Annotated in this window: 26 protein-coding genes and 1 riboswitch; of the genes, 18 read left to right on the top strand and 8 right to left on the bottom strand. The window is 73.0% G+C overall.

Annotation, left to right across the window (positions count from 1 at the left end; all coding sequences use genetic code 11):
• Nucleotides 1-96: 96 nt before the first annotated feature.
• From fmt to hisF, 11 genes are all read left to right on the top strand, one after another.
• The gene (gene fmt / locus IEX22_RS07625; RefSeq protein ID WP_188667733.1) at nt 97-1032 is read left to right on the top strand and encodes a methionyl-tRNA formyltransferase; all 936 of its coding nucleotides are present in this window, start codon (nt 97-99) and stop codon (nt 1030-1032) included.
• Nucleotides 1025-2644 (top strand): RsmB/NOP family class I SAM-dependent RNA methyltransferase, encoded by a 1620-nt coding sequence (locus IEX22_RS07620; RefSeq protein WP_188667732.1) that lies wholly within the window; start codon nt 1025-1027, stop codon nt 2642-2644. The genes fmt and IEX22_RS07620 overlap by 8 nt, the downstream gene beginning before the upstream one ends.
• Nucleotides 2641-3327 (top strand): ribulose-phosphate 3-epimerase, encoded by a 687-nt coding sequence (rpe, locus tag IEX22_RS07615; RefSeq protein WP_229659850.1) that lies wholly within the window; start codon nt 2641-2643, stop codon nt 3325-3327. Before IEX22_RS07620 ends, rpe begins: the two co-directional genes overlap by 4 nt.
• 90 nt (nt 3328-3417) lie before the next feature.
• A riboswitch (FMN riboswitch) is annotated at nt 3418-3569 on the top strand.
• Nucleotides 3570-3692: 123 nt separating this feature from the next.
• A complete protein-coding gene (pnuC, locus tag IEX22_RS07610) occupies nt 3693-4382 on the top strand; it encodes a nicotinamide riboside transporter PnuC (RefSeq protein WP_188667731.1) in 690 nt (229 codons plus the stop codon).
• On the top strand, nt 4379-5518 hold the full coding sequence (gene ribD / locus IEX22_RS07605; protein WP_188667730.1) for a bifunctional diaminohydroxyphosphoribosylaminopyrimidine deaminase/5-amino-6-(5-phosphoribosylamino)uracil reductase RibD: 1140 nt from the start codon (nt 4379-4381) through the stop codon (nt 5516-5518). Before pnuC ends, ribD begins: the two co-directional genes overlap by 4 nt.
• A gap of 1 nt (nt 5519) precedes the next feature.
• Complete coding sequence (locus IEX22_RS07600) at nt 5520-6185, top strand: riboflavin synthase (protein ID WP_188667729.1); 666 nt, start codon at nt 5520-5522, stop codon at nt 6183-6185.
• A 5-nt stretch (nt 6186-6190) separates the two neighbouring features.
• A complete protein-coding gene (gene ribB / locus IEX22_RS07595) occupies nt 6191-6922 on the top strand; it encodes a 3,4-dihydroxy-2-butanone-4-phosphate synthase (RefSeq protein WP_188667728.1) in 732 nt (243 codons plus the stop codon).
• Nucleotides 6919-7431: a 6,7-dimethyl-8-ribityllumazine synthase gene (gene ribH / locus IEX22_RS07590; protein WP_188667727.1), complete on the top strand. Its 513-nt coding sequence runs from the start codon at nt 6919-6921 to the stop codon at nt 7429-7431. The genes ribB and ribH overlap by 4 nt, the downstream gene beginning before the upstream one ends.
• A gap of 10 nt (nt 7432-7441) precedes the next feature.
• The gene (locus tag IEX22_RS07585; protein WP_188667726.1) at nt 7442-7705 is read left to right on the top strand and encodes a phosphoribosyl-ATP diphosphatase; all 264 of its coding nucleotides are present in this window, start codon (nt 7442-7444) and stop codon (nt 7703-7705) included.
• Between the two features lie 41 nt (nt 7706-7746).
• Entirely contained in the window at nt 7747-8589 is an 843-nt protein-coding gene (gene hisG, locus IEX22_RS07580) for an ATP phosphoribosyltransferase (protein WP_188667725.1), read from the top strand.
• A 26-nt stretch (nt 8590-8615) separates the two neighbouring features.
• Nucleotides 8616-9389 (top strand): imidazole glycerol phosphate synthase subunit HisF, encoded by a 774-nt coding sequence (gene hisF, locus IEX22_RS07575; protein ID WP_188667724.1) that lies wholly within the window; start codon nt 8616-8618, stop codon nt 9387-9389.
• A 17-nt stretch (nt 9390-9406) separates the two neighbouring features.
• Here the strand turns inward: hisF and IEX22_RS07570 are convergent, their stop codons facing one another.
• The 5 genes from IEX22_RS07570 to IEX22_RS07550 all read right to left on the bottom strand — a co-directional run bounded on the left by IEX22_RS07570 (nt 9407) and on the right by IEX22_RS07550 (nt 15004).
• Nucleotides 9407-10036, bottom strand: coding sequence for a TIGR03085 family metal-binding protein (locus IEX22_RS07570; RefSeq protein WP_188667723.1), 630 nt, complete (start codon nt 10034-10036; stop codon nt 9407-9409).
• A 145-nt stretch (nt 10037-10181) separates the two neighbouring features.
• The gene (locus tag IEX22_RS07565; protein ID WP_229659849.1) at nt 10182-11642 is read right to left on the bottom strand and encodes a DUF4389 domain-containing protein; all 1461 of its coding nucleotides are present in this window, start codon (nt 11640-11642) and stop codon (nt 10182-10184) included.
• A gap of 196 nt (nt 11643-11838) precedes the next feature.
• Nucleotides 11839-14235, bottom strand: coding sequence for a phosphoenolpyruvate synthase (gene ppsA / locus IEX22_RS07560; RefSeq protein WP_188667721.1), 2397 nt, complete (start codon nt 14233-14235; stop codon nt 11839-11841).
• Nucleotides 14232-14666 (bottom strand): four-helix bundle copper-binding protein, encoded by a 435-nt coding sequence (locus tag IEX22_RS07555; RefSeq protein WP_188667720.1) that lies wholly within the window; start codon nt 14664-14666, stop codon nt 14232-14234. Before IEX22_RS07555 ends, ppsA begins: the two co-directional genes overlap by 4 nt.
• A gap of 47 nt (nt 14667-14713) precedes the next feature.
• Nucleotides 14714-15004, bottom strand: a complete 291-nt coding sequence (locus IEX22_RS07550) for a PLDc N-terminal domain-containing protein (RefSeq protein ID WP_188667719.1) — start codon at nt 15002-15004, stop codon at nt 14714-14716.
• 113 nt (nt 15005-15117) lie between these two features.
• Between IEX22_RS07550 and IEX22_RS07545 the strand changes: the two genes are divergently transcribed.
• A complete protein-coding gene (locus tag IEX22_RS07545) occupies nt 15118-15603 on the top strand; it encodes a universal stress protein (RefSeq protein WP_188667718.1) in 486 nt (161 codons plus the stop codon).
• Between the two features lie 99 nt (nt 15604-15702).
• Nucleotides 15703-18357 carry a cation-translocating P-type ATPase gene (locus tag IEX22_RS07540; RefSeq protein ID WP_229659848.1) on the top strand — a complete coding sequence of 885 codons (2655 nt, stop codon included), beginning with the start codon at nt 15703-15705 and terminating at the stop codon, nt 18355-18357.
• A 71-nt stretch (nt 18358-18428) separates the two neighbouring features.
• On the opposite strand, the gene IEX22_RS07535 is transcribed toward IEX22_RS07540, so the two are convergent.
• Together IEX22_RS07535 and IEX22_RS07530 are read right to left on the bottom strand one after the other, a co-directional pair.
• Nucleotides 18429-18962 (bottom strand): flavodoxin domain-containing protein, encoded by a 534-nt coding sequence (locus IEX22_RS07535; protein ID WP_188667716.1) that lies wholly within the window; start codon nt 18960-18962, stop codon nt 18429-18431.
• Between the two features lie 96 nt (nt 18963-19058).
• On the bottom strand, nt 19059-19727 hold the full coding sequence (locus tag IEX22_RS07530) for a BON domain-containing protein (protein ID WP_188667715.1): 669 nt from the start codon (nt 19725-19727) through the stop codon (nt 19059-19061).
• Nucleotides 19728-19879: 152 nt separating this feature from the next.
• On the opposite strand from IEX22_RS07530, the gene IEX22_RS07525 reads away from it, so the two are divergent.
• From IEX22_RS07525 to IEX22_RS07510, 4 genes are all read left to right on the top strand, one after another.
• On the top strand, nt 19880-20335 hold the full coding sequence (locus IEX22_RS07525) for a universal stress protein (RefSeq protein WP_188667714.1): 456 nt from the start codon (nt 19880-19882) through the stop codon (nt 20333-20335).
• Nucleotides 20336-20456: 121 nt separating this feature from the next.
• Nucleotides 20457-22160, top strand: coding sequence for a GAF domain-containing sensor histidine kinase (locus IEX22_RS07520; RefSeq protein ID WP_188667713.1), 1704 nt, complete (start codon nt 20457-20459; stop codon nt 22158-22160).
• Complete coding sequence (locus IEX22_RS07515; RefSeq protein ID WP_188667712.1) at nt 22157-22861, top strand: response regulator; 705 nt, start codon at nt 22157-22159, stop codon at nt 22859-22861. The genes IEX22_RS07520 and IEX22_RS07515 overlap by 4 nt, the downstream gene beginning before the upstream one ends.
• A gap of 72 nt (nt 22862-22933) precedes the next feature.
• Nucleotides 22934-23440 carry a flavodoxin domain-containing protein gene (locus IEX22_RS07510; protein WP_188667711.1) on the top strand — a complete coding sequence of 169 codons (507 nt, stop codon included), beginning with the start codon at nt 22934-22936 and terminating at the stop codon, nt 23438-23440.
• A 17-nt stretch (nt 23441-23457) separates the two neighbouring features.
• On the opposite strand, the gene IEX22_RS07505 is transcribed toward IEX22_RS07510, so the two are convergent.
• Complete coding sequence (locus tag IEX22_RS07505) at nt 23458-24468, bottom strand: zinc-dependent alcohol dehydrogenase (protein ID WP_188667710.1); 1011 nt, start codon at nt 24466-24468, stop codon at nt 23458-23460.
• 237 nt (nt 24469-24705) lie between these two features.
• On the opposite strand from IEX22_RS07505, the gene IEX22_RS07500 reads away from it, so the two are divergent.
• Nucleotides 24706-25458, top strand: a complete 753-nt coding sequence (locus IEX22_RS07500; protein WP_188667709.1) for an SDR family NAD(P)-dependent oxidoreductase — start codon at nt 24706-24708, stop codon at nt 25456-25458.
• The last annotated feature ends 2 nt before the right edge of the window (nt 25459-25460 follow it).

Genomic DNA, 25460 nt, shown 5'->3' with positions numbered 1-25460 from the left:
GACCGCCGCTCCGCGGACCGCCGCCACCGGGCAGCCGGCGGCGCGGTCCTCCGTGCCGGCGTCCGCCCCGGGCGCGAGCTTCTTCGGTGGCGGCCGATGAGGATCCTCTTCGCCGGCACCCCGCCGACCGCCGCCGACGCCCTGCGCCGCCTGCACGAGCGGCTGGCCGGCAGCGACCGCCACCTCGTCGGCGTCCTGACCCGGCCGGACGCCCCGCTCGGCCGCAAGCGGGTGCTGACCCCCTCGCCGGTGGCGGCCGTCGCCGAGGAGCTGGGGCTGCCGGTGGTCAAGGCCGCCCGGGTCGACGACGACGTCCGGGCCTGGCTGGCCGATCTCGACCTCGACGTCGCCGCCGTCGTCGCGTACGGCGCGCTCGTACCGACCGGAGCCCTGGACCTGCCGCGGCACGGCTGGATCAACCTGCACTTCTCGCTGCTGCCCGCCTACCGGGGGGCCGCCCCCGCACAGCGGGCGATCATCGACGGGCTGACCACCACCGGCGCCAGCGTGTTCGCCCTGCGCGCCGGCCTGGACACCGGTCCGGTGTACGGCACGGTCACCGCTCGGATCGGGCCGGCCGACACCGCCGCCACCCTGCTGCAGTCCCTGACCGCGAGCGGAACCGACCTGCTCGCCGACGTGCTGGTGGGCCTCGAGGCGGGCACCGCCCGGGCGAGCGAGCAGGCCGGCGAGGTCACCCTCGCCCCCAAGCTGACCCTCGAGGACGGCCGGCTCGACTGGTCCGCCCCCGCCGCGGCGCTGGACGCCCGCAGCCGCGGCGTCACCCCCGAGCCCGGCGCCTGGACCACCCTGGCCGGCCAGCGGGTCAAGCTCGGCCCCGTCCGGGTGACGGACGAGGACGTGCCGGCCCTCGCCCCGGGCGTGGTGGCCGGCCGCGGCGGGGACGTCCTGGTCGGAGCCGGGGACGGCGCCGTCGTCCTGAGCACCGTGCAGCCCGCCGGCCGCACGCCCATGCCCGCCGCGGACTGGTGGCGAGGCGCCCAGCACGGTGAGGAGCTGCGCTTTGGCTGATCAGGACCGGAACCGTCGCCGCGACCACGACCACGACCAGCGGTGCCGCGGGGGCGGGGGAGAGGTGCGCCGCAACGCCCAGGGCCGCGAGCGCAATCGAGGCGGGGAACGCCGCTTCAGTTCGGCCGCGCCGGCCCGGCGCGGCCGCACCTCCGACCCGGCCCGATTGGCCGCGTACGAGACCCTCCGCGCCGTCAGCGCCGACGACGCCTACGCCAACCTCGTGCTGCCGGCCCGGCTGCGCCGGCACGGGCTGTCCGGCCGTGACGCCGGCTTCGCCACGGAACTGGCCTACGGCGCCTTGCGCTCGCTCGGCACCTGGGACGCGATCCTCTCCCGGTGCATCGACCGGCCCCTCGACGCGGTGGACGCTCCCGTCCGCGACGCCCTCCGCCTCGGTGTCCACCAGCTGCTCGCCATGCGGGTGCCCGCCCACGCGGCCCTCGACCAGACCGTCGCGTTGGCCCGGGAGACCATCGGGGCCGGACCCAGCGGCTTCATCAACGCGGTGCTCCGGCGGGTCGCGGAGCGGTCCCTCGACGCCTGGCTGGACGAGCTGACGTCGGGCACGGACGAGACGACCGCCGCCGGCCTGCGTTACCACCACCCCACCTGGGTGGTCCGCGCGCTGCGGCAGGCCCTCGTCGCCCACGGCCGCGATGCGGCGGAGCTGACCGACCTGCTCGCCGCCGACAACGCCGCCCCGGTGGTGCATCTGCTGGCGCTACCCGGACTCGGGGACCTCGACGAGATGCTGGCCGCCGGTGCCCGTCCCGGCGAGCTCGCCGCCGGGTCCGCCACCATCGCCGCCGGCGACCTGAGCCGGTTCACCGGCGTGCAGGACGGCACGGTGCGGATCCAGGACGCCGGCTCCCAGCTGGTGGCCCGGGCGCTGGCGGCGGCGCCCGTCGCCGGCGGTGAGGGTCAGGACGGCGGCGGGGAACGCTGGCTCGACGGGTGCGCCGGGCCCGGGGGCAAGGCCGCCCTCCTGGCCGCCCTCGCCCTCGAGCGGGGGGCCGTCGTCACGGCCAACGAACCCGCATCCCACCGCGCCGACCTCGTGCGGCGCGCCCTGGCCGCCGTGCCGGAGAGGGCCTGGCGGATCACCGAACGGGACGCCCGGGACATCGGCGGCGAGGAGACGGCCGGCTACGACCGGGTCCTCGTCGACGTGCCGTGCTCCGGTCTCGGTGCCTTCCGCCGCCGGCCCGAGGCGCGCTGGCGGCGCACCCCCGCCGACGTCGCCCGGCTGGGGTCGCTGCAGCGGGACCTGCTCCGCTCCGCCCTCGCGGCGACCCGGCCCGGCGGCGTCGTCGCCTACGCGACCTGCTCACCCCACGTGGCCGAGACGACCGCCGTCGTCGACGACGTGCTGCGGGCGAACCCGGGCGTCGAGCTGCTCGACACGCCCGCCGTGCTCGACGCCGCCGCCCTGGTCCCGCTGCACGCGGGCGGGGCCGCCGGATCGGAGCGCGACGCGCCCGGGCCCCGGACCGCCCAGCTGTGGCCGCACGTGCACGGCACCGACGCCATGTTCCTGGCGCTGCTGCGGGTACCCGCGACGCCGGGCGGCCCCGGCCCCGAGAACCCGACCCCGACGGAGGCACCGTGACCGAATCAGCGACGACCCCGGCGGCCCGGCACGCCAGGATCCACCCCAGCATCCTCTCGGCCGACTTCGCGAACCTCGAGGCCGAGCTCGGCCGGATCGCCGACGCGGACAGCGTGCACGTGGACATCATGGACAACCACTTCGTGCCGAATCTGACGCTCGGGCTGCCGGTGGTGCAGCGCCTCCAGCAGGTCAGCCCGATCCCGCTGGACGTGCACCTGATGATCGCGGACCCGGACCGCTGGGCCCCCGGGTACGCGGAGGCCGGGGCCGCGTCCGTCACGTTCCACGCCGAGGCGGCCACCGCGCCCGTCCGCCTCGCGCGGGAACTGCGCTCCCTCGGCGCCCGCGCCGGGGTCGCCCTGCGCCCGGCCACCCCGGTCGAGCCGTGGCTGGACCTGCTCGCCGAGATCGACCTGCTGCTCGTCATGACGGTCGAGCCCGGCTTCGGCGGGCAGGCGTTCCTCGACGTCATGCTGCCCAAGCTCCGCCGCGCCCGCGCCGCGATCGACGGCTCCGGTGCCGAGGTGGCCCTGCAGGTCGACGGCGGCGTGACCACGGAGACGATCGTCGCGGCGGCCGACGCCGGCGCCGATGTGTTCGTCGCGGGGTCCTCCGTCTATGGGGCCGCCGACGCCGCGGCCGCCATCGCGGGCCTGCGCGGGGCCGCCCGCGGCCGCTGACCGCACCGGCGCACCACCGGCGCCGGCACGTGACGCGAACGTGACGCCGTCCCCGGGGGTCCGCCCGGGCCCGCGTGCCATACTGGGACGATACGTGCTCCGGGGTCGGTGAAAGTCCGAACCGGCGGTCAAAGTCCGCGACCCGGTGCGTCGCCTCGGTGGTGTCCACCGAGGCCACGCACCGGTTGAGCCGGTGGAATTCCGGCACCGACAGTCACAGTCTGGATGGGAGAAGCACGTCGTGCACGACGTCCGGCGACCGCCGGGCCGACGCCGGGTCCGCGGTCCTGACCGTGCCCGGTCCTCGTGTGCACCCTCACCCCGGAACCGTCGACGAACGGAACGGTGAGGGAAGGATCAGGCGCGTGGACGTCCTGCGGTGGCTGTTCGAGGCCAAGCTGACCATCGGTGGCGGCTTCATCCTGTGGCGCGAGGTGCTGGGCAACGTGTTCGGCCTGCTCTCCGCGTTCGGCGGGATGCGGCGCCGGGTCTGGGCGTGGCCGGTCGGCATCGTCGGCAACGTCCTGCTCTTCACCGTCTTCCTCGGCGCCGTCTTCGGCTCGCCCCATCCCGTGAACCTGCTCGGTCAGGCCGGGCGGCAGGTGATGTTCATCGTCGTCTCGATCTACGGCTGGTACCGCTGGCGGCAGGCCCGGGGCGACGCGGGCACCGCCGTCACCCCCCAGTGGGCCTCCAATCCGACCCGGGTCGGGCTCGTCCTGGCCCTCGTCGTCGGCACGGGCGTGCTGACGCCGGCGTTCCGGGCGCTCGGCAGTTACGAGCCCGTGTGGGCGGACGCCTGGATCTTCGTCGGCTCCCTGCTCGCGACCCTCGGCATGGCCCGCGGCTGGGTGGAGTTCTGGCTGATCTGGGTCGCCGTGGACATCGTCGGGGTCCCCCTGCTCATCTCCGCCGGCTACTGGGCCTCGGCCGTGATGTACATCTTCTACGGTTGCTTCACCCTCACCGGCTTCTTCGTCTGGTGGCGCTACCGCAACCAGGCGGCCACGCCGCGCGTGGAGATAGTCTTCCCCGATCCGCGGGTCGAGTCATGACCACGACGACGCCCCACGCCACCGGCTTCACCGTCGCCGAGGAACACGCGATGGCCGCCGCTCTGCGCGCGGCCGCGACCGGCGTGCGCGGGGCCAATCCTCTCGTGGGGGCCGCGCTGGTGGACCGGGACGGGCGGCTCGTCGCCGTCGGGCACCACCGCGGCGCGGGAACCGATCACGCCGAGGTCGACGTGCTGCACCGCGCCGCCGCCGCCGGCGCCACTCCGGAGCGGATCGCCGCCGCGACCATGGTCGTCACCCTGGAGCCCTGCAACCACACCGGCCGGACCGGCGCGTGCACCGAGGCGATCCTCGCCGCCGGGGTCCGCTCCGTGGTGCACGCCATCGGCGACCCGCACCGGGCCGCCGCCGGGGGAGCGCACCGGCTGCGCGCCGCCGGCGTCGAGGTGCGGGACGGCCTGCTGGGCGATGCCGCCCGCGACCTGAACCGGCGCTGGCTCACCGCGGTCGGCACTCGGCCCTTCGTCACCGTCAAGGTCGCCCAGAGCCTCGACGGTGGCATCGCGGCGGCCGACGGCACGAGCCGCTGGATCACCGGGCCCGCCGCTCGCGCGGACGGGCACCGGCTGCGCGCCCTCGCCGACGCCGTGCTCGTCTCCACCGGCACCGTCCTGGCCGACGACCCCGCCCTGACCGCGCGCCGGCCGGACGGCTCGCTGGGGGACCGGCAGCCCCGCCGCGCGGTGATGGGGCTGCGCCCCGTGCCGGCCGACGCGGCGATCCGCGGCCACGACGACCGTTTCCGCCACCTACCGACCCGCGATCCGGCCGAGGCGCTGGCCGGTCTCTACGCCGACGGCGTCCGGCACGTCCTGATCGACGGCAGCCCCCGGCTCAGCGCCGCCTTCGCCCGGGCGGGCCTGATCGACGAGCTCGTCGTCTACCAGGCGCCCGTCCTGCTCGGCGGCCGGCCCGCGTTCCCCGATCTCGGCCTGGCCACGCTCGACGACGCGCTGCGGTTCGTCCCCGACGAGGCCGGTGGCGGCGCCGCCACCCGGTTCGGCCCCGACACCCGGCTGCGCTTCGTGCCCGCCCGGCGGGGCGGTCCCACCGGCTCCGACGCGCACCCCGCCACCGATCCCGTCGACGACACCGTCGACACCACGAAGGGCTGACATGTTCACCGGCATCATCACCGACCAGGGCACGGTCCGGGACCTCGCGCTCGACCCGACCCGCGACAGCGCCGTGCTGACCCTCTCCGCGCACGACGCTGCCACGGACCTGCCGTTCGGCGGCTCCCTGGCCGTCGACGGCGTCTGCCTCACCGCCACCACCGACCCCGCCGACGGCGGCACCGTGCGCCTGGACGTGATGGGGGAGACCCTGCGGCGCACCACCATCGGTTCGCTCGCGCCGGGCGACACGGTCAACCTCGAACGGTGCCTGCAGCCCACCGACCGCCTCGACGGGCACATCGTGCAGGGCCACGTCGACGGCGTCGCCGTCCTCGCCGAGCGCGAGGACCACGGCGACTGGGAGCGGCTGCGCTTCACCGTGCCCGCCGGGCTCGCTCCCTACCTGGCCGAGAAGGGGTCCGTCGCCGTCCACGGGGTGTCCCTGACCGTGACCGCCGTCAGTGCCGCCGGCGCCGTGGAGCACTGGTTCGAGGTCGGGCTCATCCCCACCACGCTCGCCGTCACCACGCTCGGGGCGGTGCGCCCGGGGCACCGGGTCAACCTCGAGGTGGACGTGATGGCCAAGTACGCGGCCCGGCTCGCCGCCTTCGGGGCGATCGGCGCCCCGGCGGCCGGCACGACGGACGCGGGGGTGCAGGCGTGAACGGCGTGACGACCCCCGCCGACCGGTCCGGCACGGCGACGGCACCGGGCGCCGTCCGGCTCGACCCGATCGCGGACGCGCTGGCGGCCCTGAGCGACGGGCGGCCCGTCGTCGTCGTCGACGACGAGGACCGCGAGAACGAGGGCGACCTCATCTTCCCGGCCGAGCGTGCCGACGCCGCCCTGATGGGGTTCACCGTCCGGTACACCTCGGGCGTGATCTGCGTGCCGCTGACCGCCGAGCGTGCCCAGCTGCTGGCCCTGCCGCCGATGCTGGCCGTCAACGAGGACCCCAAGGGCACCGCCTACACCGTGTCGACCGACGCCGCGACCGGCGTCAGCACCGGCATCAGCGCGGCCGACCGCGCCCGCACCGCCACGGTGCTCGCCGACCCCGCGGCCACCGCCTCCGACCTGACCCGGCCCGGCCACGTGTTCCCCCTGATCGCCGCGGACGGGCTGCTCGACGCCCGGCCCGGGCACACCGAGGCCGCGGTGGCCCTCTGCCTGGCCACCGGGCACCGGCCGGTCGGCGTGATCGCCGAACTCGTGCACGACGACGGGTCGATGATGCGGCTGCCCGCCCTGCGCGCTTTCGCCGACGAGCACGGCCTGGTGCTGATCAGCATCGCCGACCTGATCGTCCACCTCGCCCGGCATCCCGTCGAGCCGGCACCCAGCACCATGACCAGCAGCATGGCCCCCCGTACCACCCCGACCCAGGAGGATCCCCGATGAGCGGCCACGGCGCCCCCCAGCCCACCCTCGACCCCGGCACGAAGGACCTGCGCGTCGCCATCGTCGCCGCCTCCTGGCACGAGCGGGTGATGGGCGGCCTGCTCGCCGGCGCCCGCCGTGCCGTCGAGGCCGCCGGTGCCACCGCCGTCGAGGTGCGCGTGCCCGGGTCCTTCGAGCTGCCGGTCGCCGCCGCGCGGCTTGCCCCCACCGTGGACGCCGTCGTCGCGCTCGGCGTCGTGATCCGCGGCGGCACCCCGCACTTCGAGTACGTGTGCTCCGCCGCGACCACCGGGCTGACCGACGTGTCCGTGACCACGGGCGTTCCCGTCGGCTTCGGCGTCCTCACCTGCGACACCGAGGCCCAGGCGCTCGATCGCGCCGGCCTGGAGGGCTCGAGCGAGGACAAGGGGTTCGAGGCGGCCGCCGCTGCGCTGAACACGGCCGCGGTGCTGGCCGGTGTGACGGGAGCCGCCGCCGCCGATACCGGGGCCCGGGCGGGACGACGGTAACGTGGGGGCCGTGAAATCCTTCGATTCCCTCTTCGCCGAGCTGCGCGCCAAGGCCGCCGACCGCCCCGACGGCTCCCGGACCGTCGCGGAGCTGGACGCCGGCGTGCACGGCATCGGCAAGAAGATCGTCGAGGAGGCCGCCGAGGTGTGGATGGCCGCCGAGTACGAGACCGACGAGGAGGCGGCCGAGGAGATCTCGCAGCTGCTCTACCACGTGCAGGTGATGATGATCGCCAAGGGGCTGACGCTCGAGGACGTCTACCGACATCTGTAGGCCGCCCGTCCGCCGTCAGATCCCTCCTGGAAAGAGACCCCATGCTCCGCGTCGCCGTCCCCAACAAGGGCTCCCTGTCCGAAGCCGCCACCACGATGCTCAGCGAGGCCGGCTACCGGCAGCGCCGCGACACCCGGGAACTGGTCCTGACCGACCAGGAGAACCACGTCGAGTTCTTCTACCTGCGCCCGCGTGACATCGCCGTCTACGTGGGCTCCGGCACCCTCGACGTCGGCCTGACCGGCCGGGACCTGCTGCTCGACTCCGGCGCCGACGCCGTCGAACTGATGGAGCTGGGCTTCGCCGCCTCCACCTTCCGCTTCGCCGGGCCGCTGGGCCGGTTCACCACCATCGAGCAGCTGGCCGGCCGCCGGCTGGCCACCAGCTACGACGGCCTGCTGCGCCGCTACCTGGCCGAACGGGGCGTCGACGCGTCGGTCGTGCGGCTCGACGGCGCCGTCGAGTCCTCCGTGCGGCTCGGGGTGGCCGACGCGATCGCCGACGTCGTCGAGACCGGCACCACCCTGCGCGCCGCCGGGATGGAGACGTTCGGGGAGCCGATCCTGCGCTCCGAGGCCGTGCTGATCGGCCGGGACGGGCACGAGCCCGAGGGCCTCGACGTACTGATCCGGCGCCTGCAGGGCGTTCTCGTGGCGCGTCGCTACGTGATGATGGACTACGACATCCGCGCCGACCTGGTCGACGCCGCGTCCGCCATCACGCCGGGCCTGGAGTCGCCGACCATCTCACCGCTGCGGGACGGGCAGTGGGTGGCCGTCCGGGCGATGGTGCTGCGGACGCAGACCAACCGCATGATGGACGAGCTGTACGAGCTCGGCGCGCGCGCCATCCTCACCAGCGCCATCCACGCCGCCCGGATCTGAGTTCCGCCGCCCCGAAGGAGATCGACATGAGCGTGGCGATCCGCGTCATCCCGTGCCTGGACGTCGACGCCGGCCGGGTGGTCAAGGGCGTGCAGTTCGAGGGGCTGCGCGACGCCGGCGATCCGGTGGAACTGGCTCACCGGTACGACCGGGCCGGGGCGGACGAACTCACCTTCCTCGACGTGACCGCCTCCTCCGGCAACCGCGCCACCACCTACGACGTGGTCCGCCGCGCGGCCGAGGAGGTCTTCATCCCGCTGACCGTGGGTGGCGGCGTCCGCTCGGCCGCCGACGTCGACCGGCTGCTGCGCGAGGGCGCCGACAAGACCTCGATCAACACCGCGGCGGTGGATCGACCGGAGGTGATCGACGAGATCGTGACCCGGTTCGGCTCCCAGGTGCTCGTGCTCTCCCTGGACGCCCGCCGCGTGCGCGGCGACGCCCGCACCGACTCGGGCTTCGAGGTCACCACGCACGGCGGCCGGCGCGGGACCGGCATCGACGCCCTCGCCTGGGCGCGGCAGGCCGCCGAGCGCGGCGTGGGCGAGATCCTGCTCAACTCGATCGACGCGGACGGCACCAAGGACGGCTTCGACCTCGAGCTGATCGCGGCCGTGCGGGCCGAGGTCGGCATCCCGCTGATCGCCTCCGGCGGGGCCGGCGTCCCCGAGCACTTCCCGCCGGCGGTGGACGCCGGTGCCGACGCCGTGTTGGCGGCCTCGGTGTTCCACTTCGGCCCGGACGACGCCATCGCCCAGGTCAAGGCCGCGATCCGGGCGGCGGGCCACCCCGTCCGCTGAGCCCGGGCGGGGCGGGGTCAGCCGGCGAGTGCGGCGATCGCCTCCGCCGATCCCTCGACCGTCACCAGCGCCTCGGTACGGCGGCCCGACGCGTGCATCAGCAGCTCCCCGGGTGCCCCCGTGACGGCGACCGCGTCGGCCGCACGCCGGGCCACGTGCCGGTAGCCCTCGGGATCGACCAGGACGACACCGACGGGCGACGAGCGGTAGGCGAACGACGCGAAGGCCACGAGCCGCTCCCACAGGGCCGCCTCGTAGTCGGCATCCAGGATGCGGGGCGCCCATTCGTCGACGGCGCGACGCACGTCCTCGGTGTGCACGAAGTACTCGAGCAGGTTCACCCGGGCGGCCAGCCGAGGCAGGCGCCGCGGGCTGAGCAGCGAGGGTTCCCGCCGGAAGCGCTCGACGAGGGCCGCGAAGTCCGCCTGGGTGCTCGCGGTGGCCGCCAGTTCCCGGGTGCGCCGCTCGGTCCGCTCGGCGAGCGGGGGCAGGGCGATCCCGGCGGCCGCGCCGGGCCGGTGCTCCCGCAGGTACAGATGCGCGGCGAGCTCCTGCGTGCGCCAGCCCTCGCAGAGGGTGTCGCGGCCCGGGCCGGCCGCCAGCAGCGTCTCGGCCAGCGCCTCCCGGGAGAGCTGCACGAAGTCCATCACGGCGAACGTAGCACGGTATCCGAGAGGAAATGCGGGTGGAACGACGTTGCGCATCGGCGCGAGCATCCCTGCCGCCCGACCCCTCTGTTCCGCGACCGACGGATCGACAGGTCCGCCCCGGCGGATGAGGTGCCCGGTGCGGTCAGGCGGGCGGGGGAGGCTTCGTGGGTGTCGGCCGATCGATGGGGCCCTGCTCCAGCCGGAACGGCGGGTACTCGTCGCGGAGCAGCAGGACGTAGGCGGCGACGCGGTGGATCCACCGGTTCAGACCCATCACCAGATCGAACAGGTCCCGCGGATACCGGCGGCCGATGAGGAGGATCACGCCGGCCACGAGGACGAGGACGCCCAGCACGGACCAGCTCCACCCCCCACCGAAGGCGCCCGTGCCCCACCACCGCCAGGCTGCGACGGTGCCCCCGGTGAGCAGGGCGACGATGATCAGGTGGGGGAGGGCCAGCAGCCACCACTTGACGAGGACCAGTCCGTGCGACAGCCGACCGGGGTAGGCGACGTCGAGGTCGGCGGGATAGTCGGCGTGGTCCAGGGAGAAGGGCGGGTAGCGGTCGGTTCCGAGCGCGGAGTAGGCGTAGAAGCCGACCCGCCAGTTCCAGCGCAGCACGCCGACCGTGAAGGCGAACCAGGCGCGCGGATACCGTCCCGTGACGAGGACGACGAGGCCGGCGGCGAGGGAGGTGACCAGCACCGCGACCCACAACAGCGCCAGCACCAGGTAGTGCGGCACCCCGAGGATCCATTTCACCAGCCACAGGCCGCGGGACAGGCGGGGGTCCAGGAAACCCTGGAACCACACCGGGTACGGCGACGGCCAGCTCGGCGGAACCAGGCGCTCCCCGCCGCCGCCGGAGGCCATCGACCCTGGCTGGCCCGGCGGATGCGGCCCGGGAACGTCGGGCGCGATGTCCCGGCCGAGACCGGCCGCGCCCAGCAGCAGCAGCGGGATGCCGACGACGAGGCCGACGAGTCCGGCCGCCAGCAGGCCTCCGCCGAGCGGGCCGACCACGGGGGATCTGACCGCCGCCTGCATGTCCACCCAGACCGGGCGCGACCCGTCGGCGTTCATCACCACCAGGGTCCAGTCGCCGGAGGGCAGGTCCATGGCCAGCTCTTGCGTTCCGGCGCCGTGCGAGGAGATCGTCCAGAGGTCCTGGGAGCCCGGCCCCGCCGGCGCGCGGTCGCCGCCGCTGACGGGCAGCCCGACGCGCGCGTCGTCGGAGCGGTCCGTGGCGCGCGGACCGCCCCCGGGTGTCGCGATGGCCGAGACCGGCACCTGGTCCAGGTACCGCGTCACCGCCGCGGTGTCGCCGATCCCGACGAAGGTCTGCGCTCCCGGCACCACGGGGTTCACCCGGAGCCGCACGCTGACGACGTCGGAAAGGGCCGGGGCTCCCGTGGACGAGAGGTTCCCGAGATCGAGCCGTAACGACGGCGACGTCAGCGCATAGCCGGAGGTCGCGTAGCGCTCCGTGCCGGAGCCGATGTAGCCGTCGTCGTCCCTGCTCGCGTCGGCGCCCAGGACCACGGCACCGCCGACCGTCAGGCCGAAGCCCGTCGTCGTGAGCAGGACCCCGATGACGAGCACGACCCAGTGGCCCGGCCGAGTGCGATGCGCAGGCCCCGGACGGATCGAGCCCGGCGGACCCGTCCACGGGGGCCCCGAGGGCTGACGGGGCGGGGGAGCGGCGATCGGGCGCGTGGGCGTGCTCATGACGGCCTCCGGCGGATGGGGTGCGGATGGGATGACGGGCCGGGACGGCTCGGGACGTGGCGCCGGACGGTCATGCCGGGGCCACCCGCCCGCCGGCCTGCTGTTCCGCGTCGGCCACCAGCCGCGCGGTGCGCAGGAAGCTGTCCGGATTGAGGGAGATCGAATCGATGCCCGCCCGGACGAGGAACGCGGCGAACTCGGGATGGTCACTCGGGGCCTGCCCGCAGATCCCCACCGGGATACCGGCGTCGTGCGCGGTCCGGATCACCTGGGCGATCGTGCGGGTGACCGCCTCGTCCCGCTCGTCGAACAGGGGCCGTAGCACGTCGGAGTCGCGGTCGATGCCCAGCAGAAGCTGGGTCAGGTCGTTGGAGCCGATGGAGAAGCCGTCGAAACGGGTGGCGAACTGCTCGGCGAGGACCGCGTTGGAGGGGACCTCGCACATCATCCACACCTGCAGTCCGTCCTCGCCCCGGCGCAGCCCGTTGGCGGCCATCTCGGCCAGCACCCGGTCGGCCTCGGCGACGGTACGGCAGAACGGCACCATGACCGCCACGTTGGCGAAGCCGAGGTGGGTACGGACCAGCGCCAGCGCCCGGCACTCGAGTGCGAAGCCCTCCCGGTAGCGGGGATGGTAGTAGCGGGAGGCGCCCCGGAAGCCCAACATCGGGTTCTCCTCGGGCTCCTCGAACGCGACGCCGCCGAGCAGGTGGGCGTACTCGTTGGACTTGAAGTCGCTCAACCGCACGATCACCCGGTGGGGGTGGTACGGGGTGGCCAGTTTGGCGATGCCGCGGGCCAGCGTCTGGACGAAGAACTCGGCGCCGTCGGCGAAACCGGCGGTGAGGTCGGCGATGCGCGCGCGCTCGCCGGCGTCCGTGACCCGCTCGGGATGAAGGAGCGCCAGGGGGTGAGCCTGGATCAGGCTGGTGATGATGAACTCCATCCGGGCCAGGCCCACGCCGTCGGCCGGCAGCCGCCACCACTGGAAGGCCGCCGCCGGACTGGCCACGTTGACCATCAGGGCGGTCCGCGTCTCCGGGAGCTCCCCGAGATCCACGTCCTCGGTGGTGAACGGCAGCACCCGGTCGTAGACCCGTCCCTGGTCCCCCTCCGCGCAGGAGAGCGTGATCGGCTGCCCGTCCACCAACCGGTCGGTGGCGGTCCCGGTGCCGACGACGGCCGGCAGACCCAGCTCGCGGCTGACGATCGCGGCGTGGCTGGTCGAGCCGCCGTGATCGGTGACGATCCCGGCGGCCCGCCGCATCGCCGGAACCCAGTCCGGGTCCGTCATCTCGGCGACGAGGACCGACCCGGTCGGAAAGGCGTCGAGGTCCGCGGCACTGCGGACGATCCGGGCATCGCCGGCGGAGATGCCGTCCCCGATGGCCGCGCCGGTGAGCAGGACCTCGCCGGTGCCGGTCAGGCGGTGGACGGTGAAACGGTTGGCGGCCCGGCGAGCCTGGACGGTCTCGGGCCGGGCCTGCAGCATGAACAGCTCGCCGGTCCGGCCCTCCTTCGCCCACTCCATGTCCATGGGACGCCCGTAGTGGTTCTCCACGAGCACGGCCCACCGGGCCAGGTGCAGGACGTCCTCGTCGTCCAGCACGAGGCGCCCGCGCTCCTCGGCCGTGGTGTCGACCAGGCGGGTGCCCGAAGCGCCCGGCCCGAGGACCATCTTCCGCAGCTTGGCGCCGCGGGTCTTCTCGACGATAGGACAGGGCGCGACGTCCAACAGGTGCTTGTGGACGAGGTACTTGTCCGGGTCGACGGCACCCTGGACCACCGTCTCGCCCAGTCCCCAGGCCGCACTGATCACGACCACGTGGGGGAAGCCGCTCTCGGTGTCGAGCGAGAACATCACGCCGGAGCCGCCCTCGTCCGCGCCGACCATGCGCTGTACCCCGATGGACAGGCCGACCTGCAGGTGGTCGAAGCCCTTGAGCTCCCGGTAGGTGATCGCCCGATCGGTGAAGAGCGAGGCGTAGCAGCGCCGGCACGCCGCGAGCAGCTCGTCGTCGCCCTGGACGTTGAGATACGTCTCCTGCTGCCCGGCGAAGCTCGCGTCCGGCAGGTCCTCCGCCGTCGCGCTGCTGCGCACCGCCACGCGGGGATCGGGTTCTCCCGCCCGTCGGGCGAGCTCGCGGTAGCACGCGCGGATCCGATCCGCGGCCGGGCCGGAGACGTCGCCGCCGAGGAAGAGCGCACGCAGCCGCTCACCGGTGGCGCGAAGGCTCGCCTCGCCCGCCCGGAAGGCGGCCAGTGCCTGCTCGAGAGCGGGGCGGATGCCGTTCGCGTTCACGAACTCGCGGTACACCTCCGCGGAGATCGCGAACCCGTCGGGTACTCGGACGCCGCTGGCCGCCAGCGCCTGGACCATCTCCCCGAGGGAGGCGTTCTTCCCCCCGACCGTCGGCAGGTCGGCCAGGCCCAGGTGCTCGAACCAGGTGACCGCTGACGCGCTCAACGCGACTCCTGCAGGTGGCGCAGCAGGTCGCGACAGGCCTGGGCGCAGTGCGCGCACGACTCCGCCGCCAGACGGCAGTGCTCGTGCGTGCCGGCGCACTCCGAGCACAGCCGCCGGGTCACCTCGCACGCGTGGCGGCAGGCGTCCACGAGGGTCACCAGCAGGTCGCGACCGCTGGCGCTGATCAGCGTACCCGGCCGGGAGAGCACGGCCGCCGTCGCGAGACACACGTCGGCGCAGCTCTGCTCGGCGCGCATCCGCTCCCGTACGTCGTCCGTCACGGCGGACTCCAGGGAGGCATCGGCGGCGACGCGGCAGATCGCCGCCGTGGCGGCGCAGGCGTCGATCATCCTCCCCTCGACCGAGCGATCGCCCGGCGGCACGTCCGGTGCGGCCGGATGGAGCAAGAGGGCGCGATGGATATCCGACATGGTCCTGACCTCCGTCTCGGGACGAGTGACTCCCGGTGACAATCACGCTAAGAACGGCGGCGCTTCCCCGACAGGGACCTTCGACCCGAACCCGGACCCTCGACCGGCCTCCGGCCGCGGAGGAAGTACAGGACGGGTCCGATGCCGTTGATCGCGATGATCGCGGCCCACACCGGTTTGCTGCCGTTGACCTGGCCGGGCGGCCGGAACGCCAGGTCGGCCCAGGCGGTGGCGGCGAGGGAGAGCTGAACCGAGGCCAGGGTGAGGATCGTGGCTTGCTGGCGCGGGGTCAGCTCACGCCAGTGGCGCCGGTGCCCGCCCCCTCTCGTGGTAGGCATGCCTCCAGCATGGAGCGCGATCGCTCGGTGGCTCCGGGACCTTGGGCCCGTGCCGGGCACGCGTGTGACCTTGGTCCCTGGGCGATCGGCCCCGACGCCGGCACCGTGGTGACATGACGATCAACAACGCTGCTGAACCGATCCTCGTCGGCGTCGACGGGTCCGACTCGTCGGTCGAGGCCCTGCGGGAGGCCGCGGTTCTCGCGGACGCGCTCCAGGCGCCGCTGGAGGTGGTCATGGTGTGGGAGTTTCCCGACCAGGCCGACTACTACGGCATCTCCAGCTCCGTGATCGAGGGGGACGCCCGCGCGTCGCTCGACGACACGGTGCGGGCAGCCTTCGAGGAAGGGCCGCCGGACGGCCTGACGGCGGGCCTGCTCTACGGCCCGACGAAACGCACCCTGATCGAACGCAGCCGGCACGCCCGCATGCTCGTGCTCGGCAGTCGCGGCCACGGCGGCTTCATGGGCATGCTGCTGGGCTCGGTGAGCGCGGCCTGCGCCGAGCACGCGCACTGTCCCGTCCTCGTCGTCCACCGTCCGCGCGTGACGGAGGACGAGGAGCAGGCCGATGGCCGCACCGCGCGCTCACGCGCCTGAGCCGCGCGCACGCGCGTCGCGGGCGGCATGACCATCGAGGCGGACGACGGTCGATCACGTGATCGCCCGTCGGCGAATCCGGTTCCCGGCCCGGATCGAGTGCTCAGCGAGCTGGGCTCCGGCCGGGCCGGACTGTCCCAGCGCGAAGCAGACCGGCGCCTGGTGGTATACGGGCCCAACGAACTGGTCCGTCGCGGCGGCAGGACCTGGCCACGGCAGGTCCTGCGGCAGCTCACCCAGCCCCTGGCACTGTTGCTGTGGATCGCCGCAGCCCTGAGCGCCGTCACCGGAGCGGGGGCGTCCGCGGTGACGATCGTGGTGATCGTCCTGCTCAACGCCGGGTTCGCGTTCATCCAGGAGAGGCACGCCGAACGAGCGGTCGAGGCATTGAAGGCCTACCTGCCGCCGTCCGTCCGGGTCCTCCGCGACGGCGTCGAGACGCTTCTCGACGCCCGTGTGCTCGTCCCGGGCGACGTGATCGTGGTCGGGGAGGGGGACCGCGTCTCCGCTGACGCGCGGCTCCTCGAGGGAGCGGTGGAGATGGATCTGTCCACCCTGACCGGCGAGTCCGTGCCCGTGCTGCGTGCCCCCCGCGCCGACTCGGCGCCCGACGGGGGAACGGACGCCGTGGACGCCATCTTCAGCGGCACGGTGTGCACCGGCGGTGAGGCCCGGGCGGCCGTCACCGCGACCGGGATGCACACCGAACTCGGACGGATCGCCGCGCTGACCGAGCGCGTGGGCCACGACAGCAGCCCCCTGGAGCGCCAGGTGGGCCATGCCACCCGGGTCATCGGCATCGTCTCCGTCCTGGTCGCGGCGTCGTTCATTCCGGTCGGGATGTTCCTCGCCTCCTTGTCCGTGGGTGACACCCTCAACTTCGCCATCGGCCTGCTGGTCGCGAACGTGCCCGAGGGGCTGCTTCCCACCATCTCCCTCGCCCTCGCCGCCGGTGTTCGCGGCCTCGCCCGGGAGGGCGCTCTGGTGAAGCGGATGTCCGCGGTCGAGACCCTCGGTTCGACGAGCGTCATCTGCACGGACAAGACCGGGACCCTGACGTTGAACAGGATGCGGGCGGTCGCCCTCTGGACGCCCGCCCGTGGACCCGTCGACCGGATCGAGCCGGCCACCGTCGCGCGTCTCGGGAACGATCGGTTCCGCCTCGCCCGCGCGCTGACCGCGTGCAACAACGCGCACCTGGACGTGGACGGGCGGGAGAGCGGTGACCCCACCGAGGTCGCGCTGCTCCGCGCCGCCGTCGCGCTCGGCGGCTCCGACGGGACGATCGAGCGACTCGCCCAGTTCCCCTTCGACGCGACGCTCCGGCGGATGTCCACGGTGGACCGGGTCGGTGACGAGGTCCGGGTGCACGCCAAGGGCGCACCCGAGGAGATCGTGCCGTTGTGTGACCGGAGGGCGGACGCCGAGGGAGCGGATGTCGTGCTGACCGCACGGGACCGGGACAGCATCCTCGGGGTCCTGGACGCCTGGGCGGTGCAGGGGTTGCGAGTCCTCGCGGTCGCGGAGCGACGCGTCACCGGGACGCCGGGCGATCCGCTGACCCGCCACGAGGCCGAGAGCGGTCTCGTCCTGCTGGGCATGGTCGCCCTGCAGGATCCGCCGCGGCCCGAGGTTGCCGACGCCGTCAGACACTGCCACGCGGCCGGCATCCGCCTCATCATCATGACCGGGGACCACGGCATGACCGCCCGCGGCATCGCCACGCGGATCGGCATCGGCGGCCCGGGCTCCCGGGTGATCAACGGAGCTGACCTGGACCACCTGTCGGAGGCCGAGCTGGACGCGATCCTGGCCAGCGAGGAGGAGGTGATCTTCGCTCGTACCTCCCCTGAGGCGAAGCTGCGGGTGGCGGACGCGCTGCGGGCGCTCGGCTATGTCGTCGCGATGACCGGGGACGGCGTGAACGACGCGCCCGCCCTGCGACGGGCGGACATCGGCATCGCGATGGGCCGCTCCGGCACGGACGTCGCTCGGGAAGCGGCCGCCATGGTCCTGGTGGACGACGACTTCGCCTCCATCGTCAGCGCTGTTCGCTCCGGTCGACGGGTGTACGACAACATCCGCAAGTTCATCGTGTACGTCTTCGCCCACGCCACGCCCGAGGTGGTGCCCTTCTTGCTGTACGCGGTGGCGGGCGGGGCGGTCCCGTTGCCCCTGACGGTCATGCAGATCCTCGCCATCGACCTGGGCACGGAGACGCTGCCGGCGCTGGCGCTCGGTCGCGAGCCGGAGGAGCCGAGGATCATGGAACGCCCCCCGCGCGCGCCGACCCAGCACATCATCGACGCGCCCATGCTCGTGCGGGCCTGGGGGCTGCTGGGCGGCATCTCCGCGGCCCTGGTCACCGCCGCCTTCCTGATCACGCTGCTGGAGGGCGGCTGGTCCTGGGGCAGCGACACGAGCGAGGGGCCCCTGCACGCGGTAACGACCCAGGCCACGACGATCACGTTTCTCGCCATCGTGGCCTGCCAGATCGGCACGGCCTTCGCGGCGCGGACGCAGGACGCCAGCCTGGCGCAGATCGGGTTCGGCACCAACCGCCTCCTGCTCGGCAGCATCGTCGTCGAGCTCGTCTTCTCCGCCCTGATCGTGTACCTGCCGCCCGCGCAGCTGGTGTTCGGCACCGCTGCCCCCGAACCGTGGCAGCTGTTGATGCTGCTGCCGTTCCCCGTCATCGTGTGGGGCGCCGACGAGATCGTGCGCTGCCTCCGCCGACGGCGCCGCGGGACATGAACACGAGGACCGCCCCCGGGCGTCGTCGTCGATACCCGGGGGCGGTGCGGCAGGGCCGTGGTCTGCGGCCGTCAGAGCCCGGTGCTGGACATCCCCTTGGTGGCCAGGGCCCTGCCGATGCTGTGGGCCCAGTCATCGACCTCCGCCCAGTTGCGGTAGTCGCCGAAGTGGCCACCGACGGCCTGGAACAACAGGCGGCCCCACGTGTCCCACTGGTTCGGCGTGCACATCCCGGAGAACACGTGGTGATCGCGGGGGCTCACACCGAGCCGGAGGTCAGCGTTGAGCACGCGCCTCTCCCCGGCCAGGGCGGCCCCCCGCACCCAGGGGGGTAGCGCGTCGATCATGCCGACGCTGAACAGCCACAGCGGACGGTCGACGAGTTCTTCCGCGTGCAGGGCCACGTAGGCGGTGGCGGCGGGCAGCCACAGCCGGTGGTGCACGGCGCTGCCGAGCACCACGGCGTCGTACTCGCGTGGATAGCCCGCCTCCTCGACGGGGCCGATGGTCGTCGGGACACCATCGCCTTCCAGGACGGTGGCGATGCGCCGGGCGATCTGGGCGGTGCTGCCGTTGGCGCTGGCGTAGGCGATGAGCGTGGTCATCGGTGGCCTTTCTCGAGGTCGGGTCGGTGGTCGCCGTGATGGCGACGGAAGAAGTCGAGTCGCTGCAGGGTGGTGGCCGTGATCTCGTCCTCCCGATCACCAGGCGTGGACCATGATGCAGTTGTCGACCTCGGTGACGTGGGGGGAGGCCCAAGCGGCCTGCTCGGCCTGCCGCTTCTCCGCCCAGGATCTGACGGTTCCGTGCAGGACGGCCCTGGTCCCGTCCATCTCGACGTTGATGTGGTGGGCATCCAGCAGGGCATTGCGCGTGATCGCGTTGCGGATGCGTTCTTCGGCGTCCTCCGACGACGGGCGGTCGGACAGGGTGATCATGCTGGTGACCGACTTCACCCCACGCAGATCGCGGATCGCGCGCTTGGCCGCCTGCCGCTGGTAGTCCCAGTCGACCTCGCCGAGCAGGACCACGTCGTGGCCGTGGATCTCGGCCTTCACCGTCTCGGGCACCATGGCGGAGCCGCGAAGCGCCCGCCGGATCTGCTTGGCGATGTCCGGCTCGCTCTCCGCCCACGGACCCGACGGATGGATGGTGATGTCGTCGACGATCGTCACGACACCGCGCACGCGCAGCGCCGCTCGCTTGACCGCCGACCACTCGGCGAAGGTTCGGACCTCTCCGGAGAGCATCACGGCGCCGTCCTCCACGGCGACGCCGATACTGGCCGCGTCGGCGATCTCCGGCGTCCACTCGAACTCTTCCTGCACCGCGGTCTGCACCGCCAGGTCGCTGTCCGTCTTGACGGTCATCGCGGGGCTCCCTTCTGATCCGTCCGGAGGACTACCTCTCCACCATCGGCCGTGCCGGTGGTGCCGCACAGGGACGTAGGTCCCCCGGGCCGGGGTCCCGCGCGGGACCTACGTCCCTGCCGGCCGGTGGCGCAGGGAACAAGAGTGACGGCATGAACGACAATCACGTGCGCGACCGCATTCTCGTCGGCGTCGACGGGTCCGCGTCCTCGATCGATGCCCTGCGGCAGGCCGTGGAACTGGCCCGGAAGTTCGACGCCCCGGTCGAGGCCATCACCGCTTGGGTCTATCCTCCGCTGGTCAGCTACCGTCCGGTTGCCGGGTGGTCCCCCGAGGGAGACGCCCGGGACATCCAGGCCACCGCGATCGATCAGGCCTTCGGGGTCGATGTGCCCCGGGACTTCACGGCCCAGGTGCTGCACGGCCCCGCCGCCGGCGTGCTGATCGAGGAGAGCAGGCGCGCGCGCATGCTGGTGCTGGGCAGTCGCGGTCACGGAGGCTTCGCCGGGATGCTGCTCGGCTCGGTCAGCAGCGCGTGCGCCGAGCACGCCCACTGTCCCGTGCTGATCATGCACAACCGCCGACGCCAGGACGACGCGGGCGACTGAGCCGGTGGAGCGTGGACGCCACCTCCGCGGCGCCGTCCCGGTGCTCGCACTGCCCCCCTGCCGCCGGCACCGGGCCGACGGTAGTCTTCTGCTCAATCGCGAGACAGAAGCAGGGGAACAGATGGCAGACCGACGGCTGCCCCTTCCCGATCCGCAACAGTCCGACCTCGAGGCGCTGATGGGGGATCTTGCGGAGCGGGCCAAGCGGGTGCTGAGTGCTCAGGGGCGCCTGCGGAGGCTGCTGGAAGCGAGCTTGACCGTGGTTGAGGATCTCGACCTCGATCAGGTTCTCACCCGCGTCGTCGAGGCGGCCGTGTCCCTCGTCGACGCTCGGTACGGTGCGCTCGGGGTCGTCGGATCCGACGGGCGGCTGGATCGCTTCATCCCCGTCGGAATGAGCGCCGACGAGGTCAGCGCCATCGGTCGGCTGCCGGACGGGCGTGGACTGTTGGGTGCGGTCATCGACAGCGGGTCCATCATCCGTCTCGCCGACCTCGCTCAGGACTCCCGCTCCGTGGGATTCCCGGAGCACCATCCGCCCATGACCGCATTCCTGGGCGTGCCGATCCGCGTCGGCGAGCGGATCTGGGGAAACCTGTACCTGACGAACAAGGACGGCGCCTTCACCGACGACGACGAGGACCTCGTCGCCTCTCTGGCGGTGATCGCCGGCATCGCCATCCAGAACGCGAATCTCTACGAGCAGACACGGCGCCGCCAGGTGCTCGGCCACGCGCTGTCGGAGACCACCACCGCGCTGCTGTCTCCCGACGTGACCGACGTGCTCGACGTGGTGGTCCGGCAGGCCGCCTCGGTGGTGACCGCCGACCTGGTCACCGTGGCCGTTCCCGTCCGCAACTCGGGCGATGTGCGCGTCGATGCCGCCCACGGCGACGACGCCGCGCTGGTCCGCGGGCTGATCCTGCCGGCGGACGAGAGCCTCGCCGGCCGCGCCATCGGCACGGCGGGCACGGTCACGAGCGAGGACCGTCACGAACGGACCTACCTGGACGGCACCCTCCACCTCGGACCGCGGCTGGCCGTGCCACTCATTGTCTCCGGTGAGGCGATCGGCGCCCTGTGCCTGGGGCGCTGCGACACGGCCGCGCCTTTCACCGCCGGAGAGATCAGCCTGGTCGAGGAGTTCGCGAGCCAGATCGCCCTCGCGGTCGCCCTCGCCTGGGCCCGGCTCGACCGGGAGCGACTCGAGGTGGTGGAGGAGCGCTCGCGTATCGCCCGGGACCTGCACGACCTGGTGATCCAGCGGCTGTTCGTCACCGGTCTGGCCCTGCAGGGCCTCTCCGCCGCTCATCCGGAGGTCAGTGACGAGGTCGAGGCGCACATCGATCAGATCGACGCGGCGATCGCGGACATCCGGACGGCGATCTTCACGCTCAGCAACAGGACGGCCCTCTCCCGCACCGGCATCCGGCACCGATTGCTCGACGTCGTCAACGACGCGGCGTCTGCGTTGCCGACCGCACCGCGCATCAGCTTCCACGGTCCCCTGGACCTGGTCGTGACGGGCACGCTCGCCGACGACGTGGTAGCCGTGGTGCGGGAGCTGCTCGCGAACGTGGTGCGGCACGCCGCGGCCCGCACCGTGACCGTGGCAATCGAACTGATCGAGGGCGTCCTGCGGGTGACGGTCGAGGACGACGGACAGGGCCTGCCGCCGATACCGCGTCGCGCCAGCGGCACCCGACACGTCGAGCAGCGAGCGCTTCAGCACGGGGGTACCTTCGTGCTCGGGCGGGGTGAGCCGGCGGGAACGCGCGCCACCTGGGAAGTTCCCATTGACGGCGGACCCCGGGAGGTAGCGTGACTCGCGTCTTCCTCGTCGACGACCACGAGATCGTCCGACGCGGCATCGCCGATCTGATTGCCAGGGCGGACGACCTCGAGGTCGTCGGCGAGTCCGATTCCGTCGGCCGCACGATGCCGCGGGTCCGGGCCACCCGCCCCGACGTCGTCGTCGTCGACCTTCGGCTGCCGGACGGGAACGGCGTCGAGTTGTGTCGAGCCATCCGCTCCGACCTCCCCGGCACCCGGTGCCTGATCCTGACCGCCCACGACGACGACGAGGCCTACGTGAACGCGGTGCTGGCCGGCGCGTCCGGCTACCTGCTCAAGAGTGTCCGCTCCCAGGACATCCTCGGGTCCATCCGACGGGTCGCCGCGGGGGAGAACCTCCTGTCCGCGACGGCCACCCAGCGGGTGGTGACGTCCCTGCAGCGCGCGGATCGCTCCACCGGCGACCCCCCGGAGCTGACCCTGCGGGAGCGGCAGGTGCTGACCCTGATCGCCGACGGCCTGACGAACCGGCAGATCGGTGACCGGTTGGGCCTGGCGGAGAAGACCGTCAAGAACTATGCCTCCGGCCTGTTCGCCAAGCTGGGCATCGAGCGCCGCACCCAGGCCGCCGTCTACGGGCTCAGCCGGACGCAGGAACCCCGACCGGGCCACACCGCGGCGAGCCTGTGGTCCACCCAAGGACGGGACCCCGGGGGCTTTCGTCCCTACTGAGCGAGCGCACTGTCCGAGATCGTGGGGTGGAAGGAACTCACCGGAGCTCCTCGACCGGAAAGGAACGCGACCATGCGAGCACTCGTGGTGTACGAGAGTGCCTTCGGCAACACCCACCGGATTGCGGAGGCGATCGCAGCGGGGCTGCGGGAACAGGGAGAGGTCACCGTCACCTCCGTGGAGAACGCGCCTCGCCGCGTCTCCGCCGACATCGACCTGGTCGTGGCCGGTGGCCCGACCCATGCGTTCTCGATGTCCCGACGGTCGACCCGTGAGGTGGCGCAGCAGCGGGGCGCCCCTCACGCCGATCCCCGGATGGGCATCAGGGACTGGATCGCGGACCAGCGTGACCGTGATCGTCACGCCACCTTCGCCGCGTTCGACACGCGTGTCCCCACGCGGTTCACCCTCGGTACGGCTGCCGCCAGCGCCGCTCGGGCAGCTCGTCGACGTGGCTTTCCGACCGCACGGCCGCACGGGTTCCGCGTCGAGGGATACGAGGGTCCGCTGCTGCCCGGCGAACTGGACGACGCGACCGAGTGGGGCCGTCGGCTTGCTTCCGAATACGGAGACACCTGACCGCAGGAATCCGGGTTTCAGAACTCGAACACGAGCCGCGCCAGTGCTTTGCCGGAGAGGACCTGCGCGAAGGCGTCGTTCACCTCGGCCAGACGGCGGCGCCCGGCGATGACCTGCGTCCGACCGGCGGCGTGGAGAGCGAACACCTCGGCCAGGTCATCGCGGGTGCCGACGATCGACCCGATGATGGACAGGCCCTTCAGGACCGTGTCGAAGATCGACACACTCATCCGTTCGTCGGCCGGAAGCGCCACGCAGATCAAGCGACCTCCCCGGTTCAGGGAGGCGAACGCCTGTTCGAAGACCCGGGGCGAGGCCGCGAGGACCACGGCGACGTCGGCCCCGCCGAGAGCGCCGACGGCGGCGACCGGGTCGGTCTGCGCGGCGTTGACCGCAGCCGTGGCCCCCAGCTCTCGGGCGAGTTCGAGCTTGGCGTGATCCACGTCGACCGGGATGACCGAGCCGCCCATGATCTGGGCGTACTGCACGGCCAGGTGACCGAGCCCGCCGATGCCGAACACGGCGACGCGTTCGGTGGGGACGATGTGCGCGACCTTCAGCGCCTTGTAGGTCGTGACCCCCGCACACGTCAGCGGGGCGGCATCGAACGGTGACACACCGTCGGGGACCGATACCACGAAGCGGGCGCTGGCCACGGTGTACTCCGCGAACCCTCCGTCCACGGAGTACCCGCTGTTGCGCTGGCTCTCACACAGCGTCTCCCGGCCGTCGATGCAGAAGCGGCATTCGCCGCAGGCGTAGCCCAGCCAGGGAATCGCCACCCGGTCCCCGAGGGCAGGACGACCGACGCCCTCGCCGACCTCCTCGACGATGCCCACACCTTCGTGGCCGGGCACGAACGGCAGCGTCGGTTTGATCGGCCAGTCTCCGTGTGCCGCGTGGATGTCGGTGTGGCAGAGCCCGCACGCCTCCAGCCGGACGAGCACCTCGCCGGCCCCGGGCCGCGGGATGTCACGGTCCTGGATTTCCACGGGGGTGGTGAACGAGGTGACCACGGCGGCTTTCATGACGCTTCCTCACGACGAGACGAGCGCGGCGCGTCCGCGTCGCACCTGACCGACTGTCCGCCGTGGTGGCAGCGAAGGTCAGGGCCGATGGTCCCGCCGCCTGCGTGCCCGTCCGTCGACGGCCGTGTCCCGACGTGCGGGACTTCCGGCCCTCCCGCAGACGGCCGCCGTCAGTCACCCTGAGGCCGTCGACTCCCAGGAGAGCTCGTCATCGGACACCGCACGAAAGGCACCAGCATGAACACGATCCCGTCCCGGTTCACCGGCCAGACCATCATCGTCACGGGCGCCGGCTCCGGCATCGGGCACGCCACCACGACGCGCCTCCACGCCGAGGGCGCCCACGTCGTCGCCGTCGACGTCGTCCAGCACCGACTCGAGCAGCTTGCCGACGTCCTCGGCGAGCGCATCCGCTGCGTCGTCGGTGACCTGGCCGACGACGCCACGGTCCGGGCAGCGCTGGACGCGGCCGACGGCCAGGTCCACGGTCTGGCGAACGTCGCCGGGATCATGGACGGCTTCGAGCCCACCGCCGAGATCACCGACGAGACCTGGGACCGGGTCCTGGCCGTCAACCTGACCGCGGTGATGCGGATGACCCGGGCCGTCCTGCCCGGCATGATCGCTCACGGGGGAGGAGCCATCGTGAATGTCAGCTCGGAGGCCGGTCTGCGGGCCTCCGCGGCCGGCACGCCGTACACCGCTTCCAAGCATGCGCTCAACGGACTCACCCGAAGCACGGCGTTCTTCTACACCGCCCAGGGAATCCGGTGCAACGCCATCGCCCCGGGACCCGTCGCCACCAACATCGAGGCGCCGTTCCGTTCCACCTGGGCTCAAGAGCGGATGGGTCCGCTGTTCCAGGTCACCGTTCCTCCCATCGCCCGGGCCGACGAGCAGGCCGCCGCGATCGCCTGGCTCCTGAGCGACGACGCGTCCAACGTCTCCGGGGCAATCCTTCCGGTCGATGGTGGCTGGAACGCCATCTGACC

Origin of the sequence: Tersicoccus solisilvae (genome assembly GCF_014643255.1) — a bacterium.
Lineage (GTDB): Bacteria > Actinomycetota > Actinomycetes > Actinomycetales > Micrococcaceae > Tersicoccus > Tersicoccus solisilvae.
This window is presented reverse-complemented; position numbering and strand designations above follow the sequence as displayed.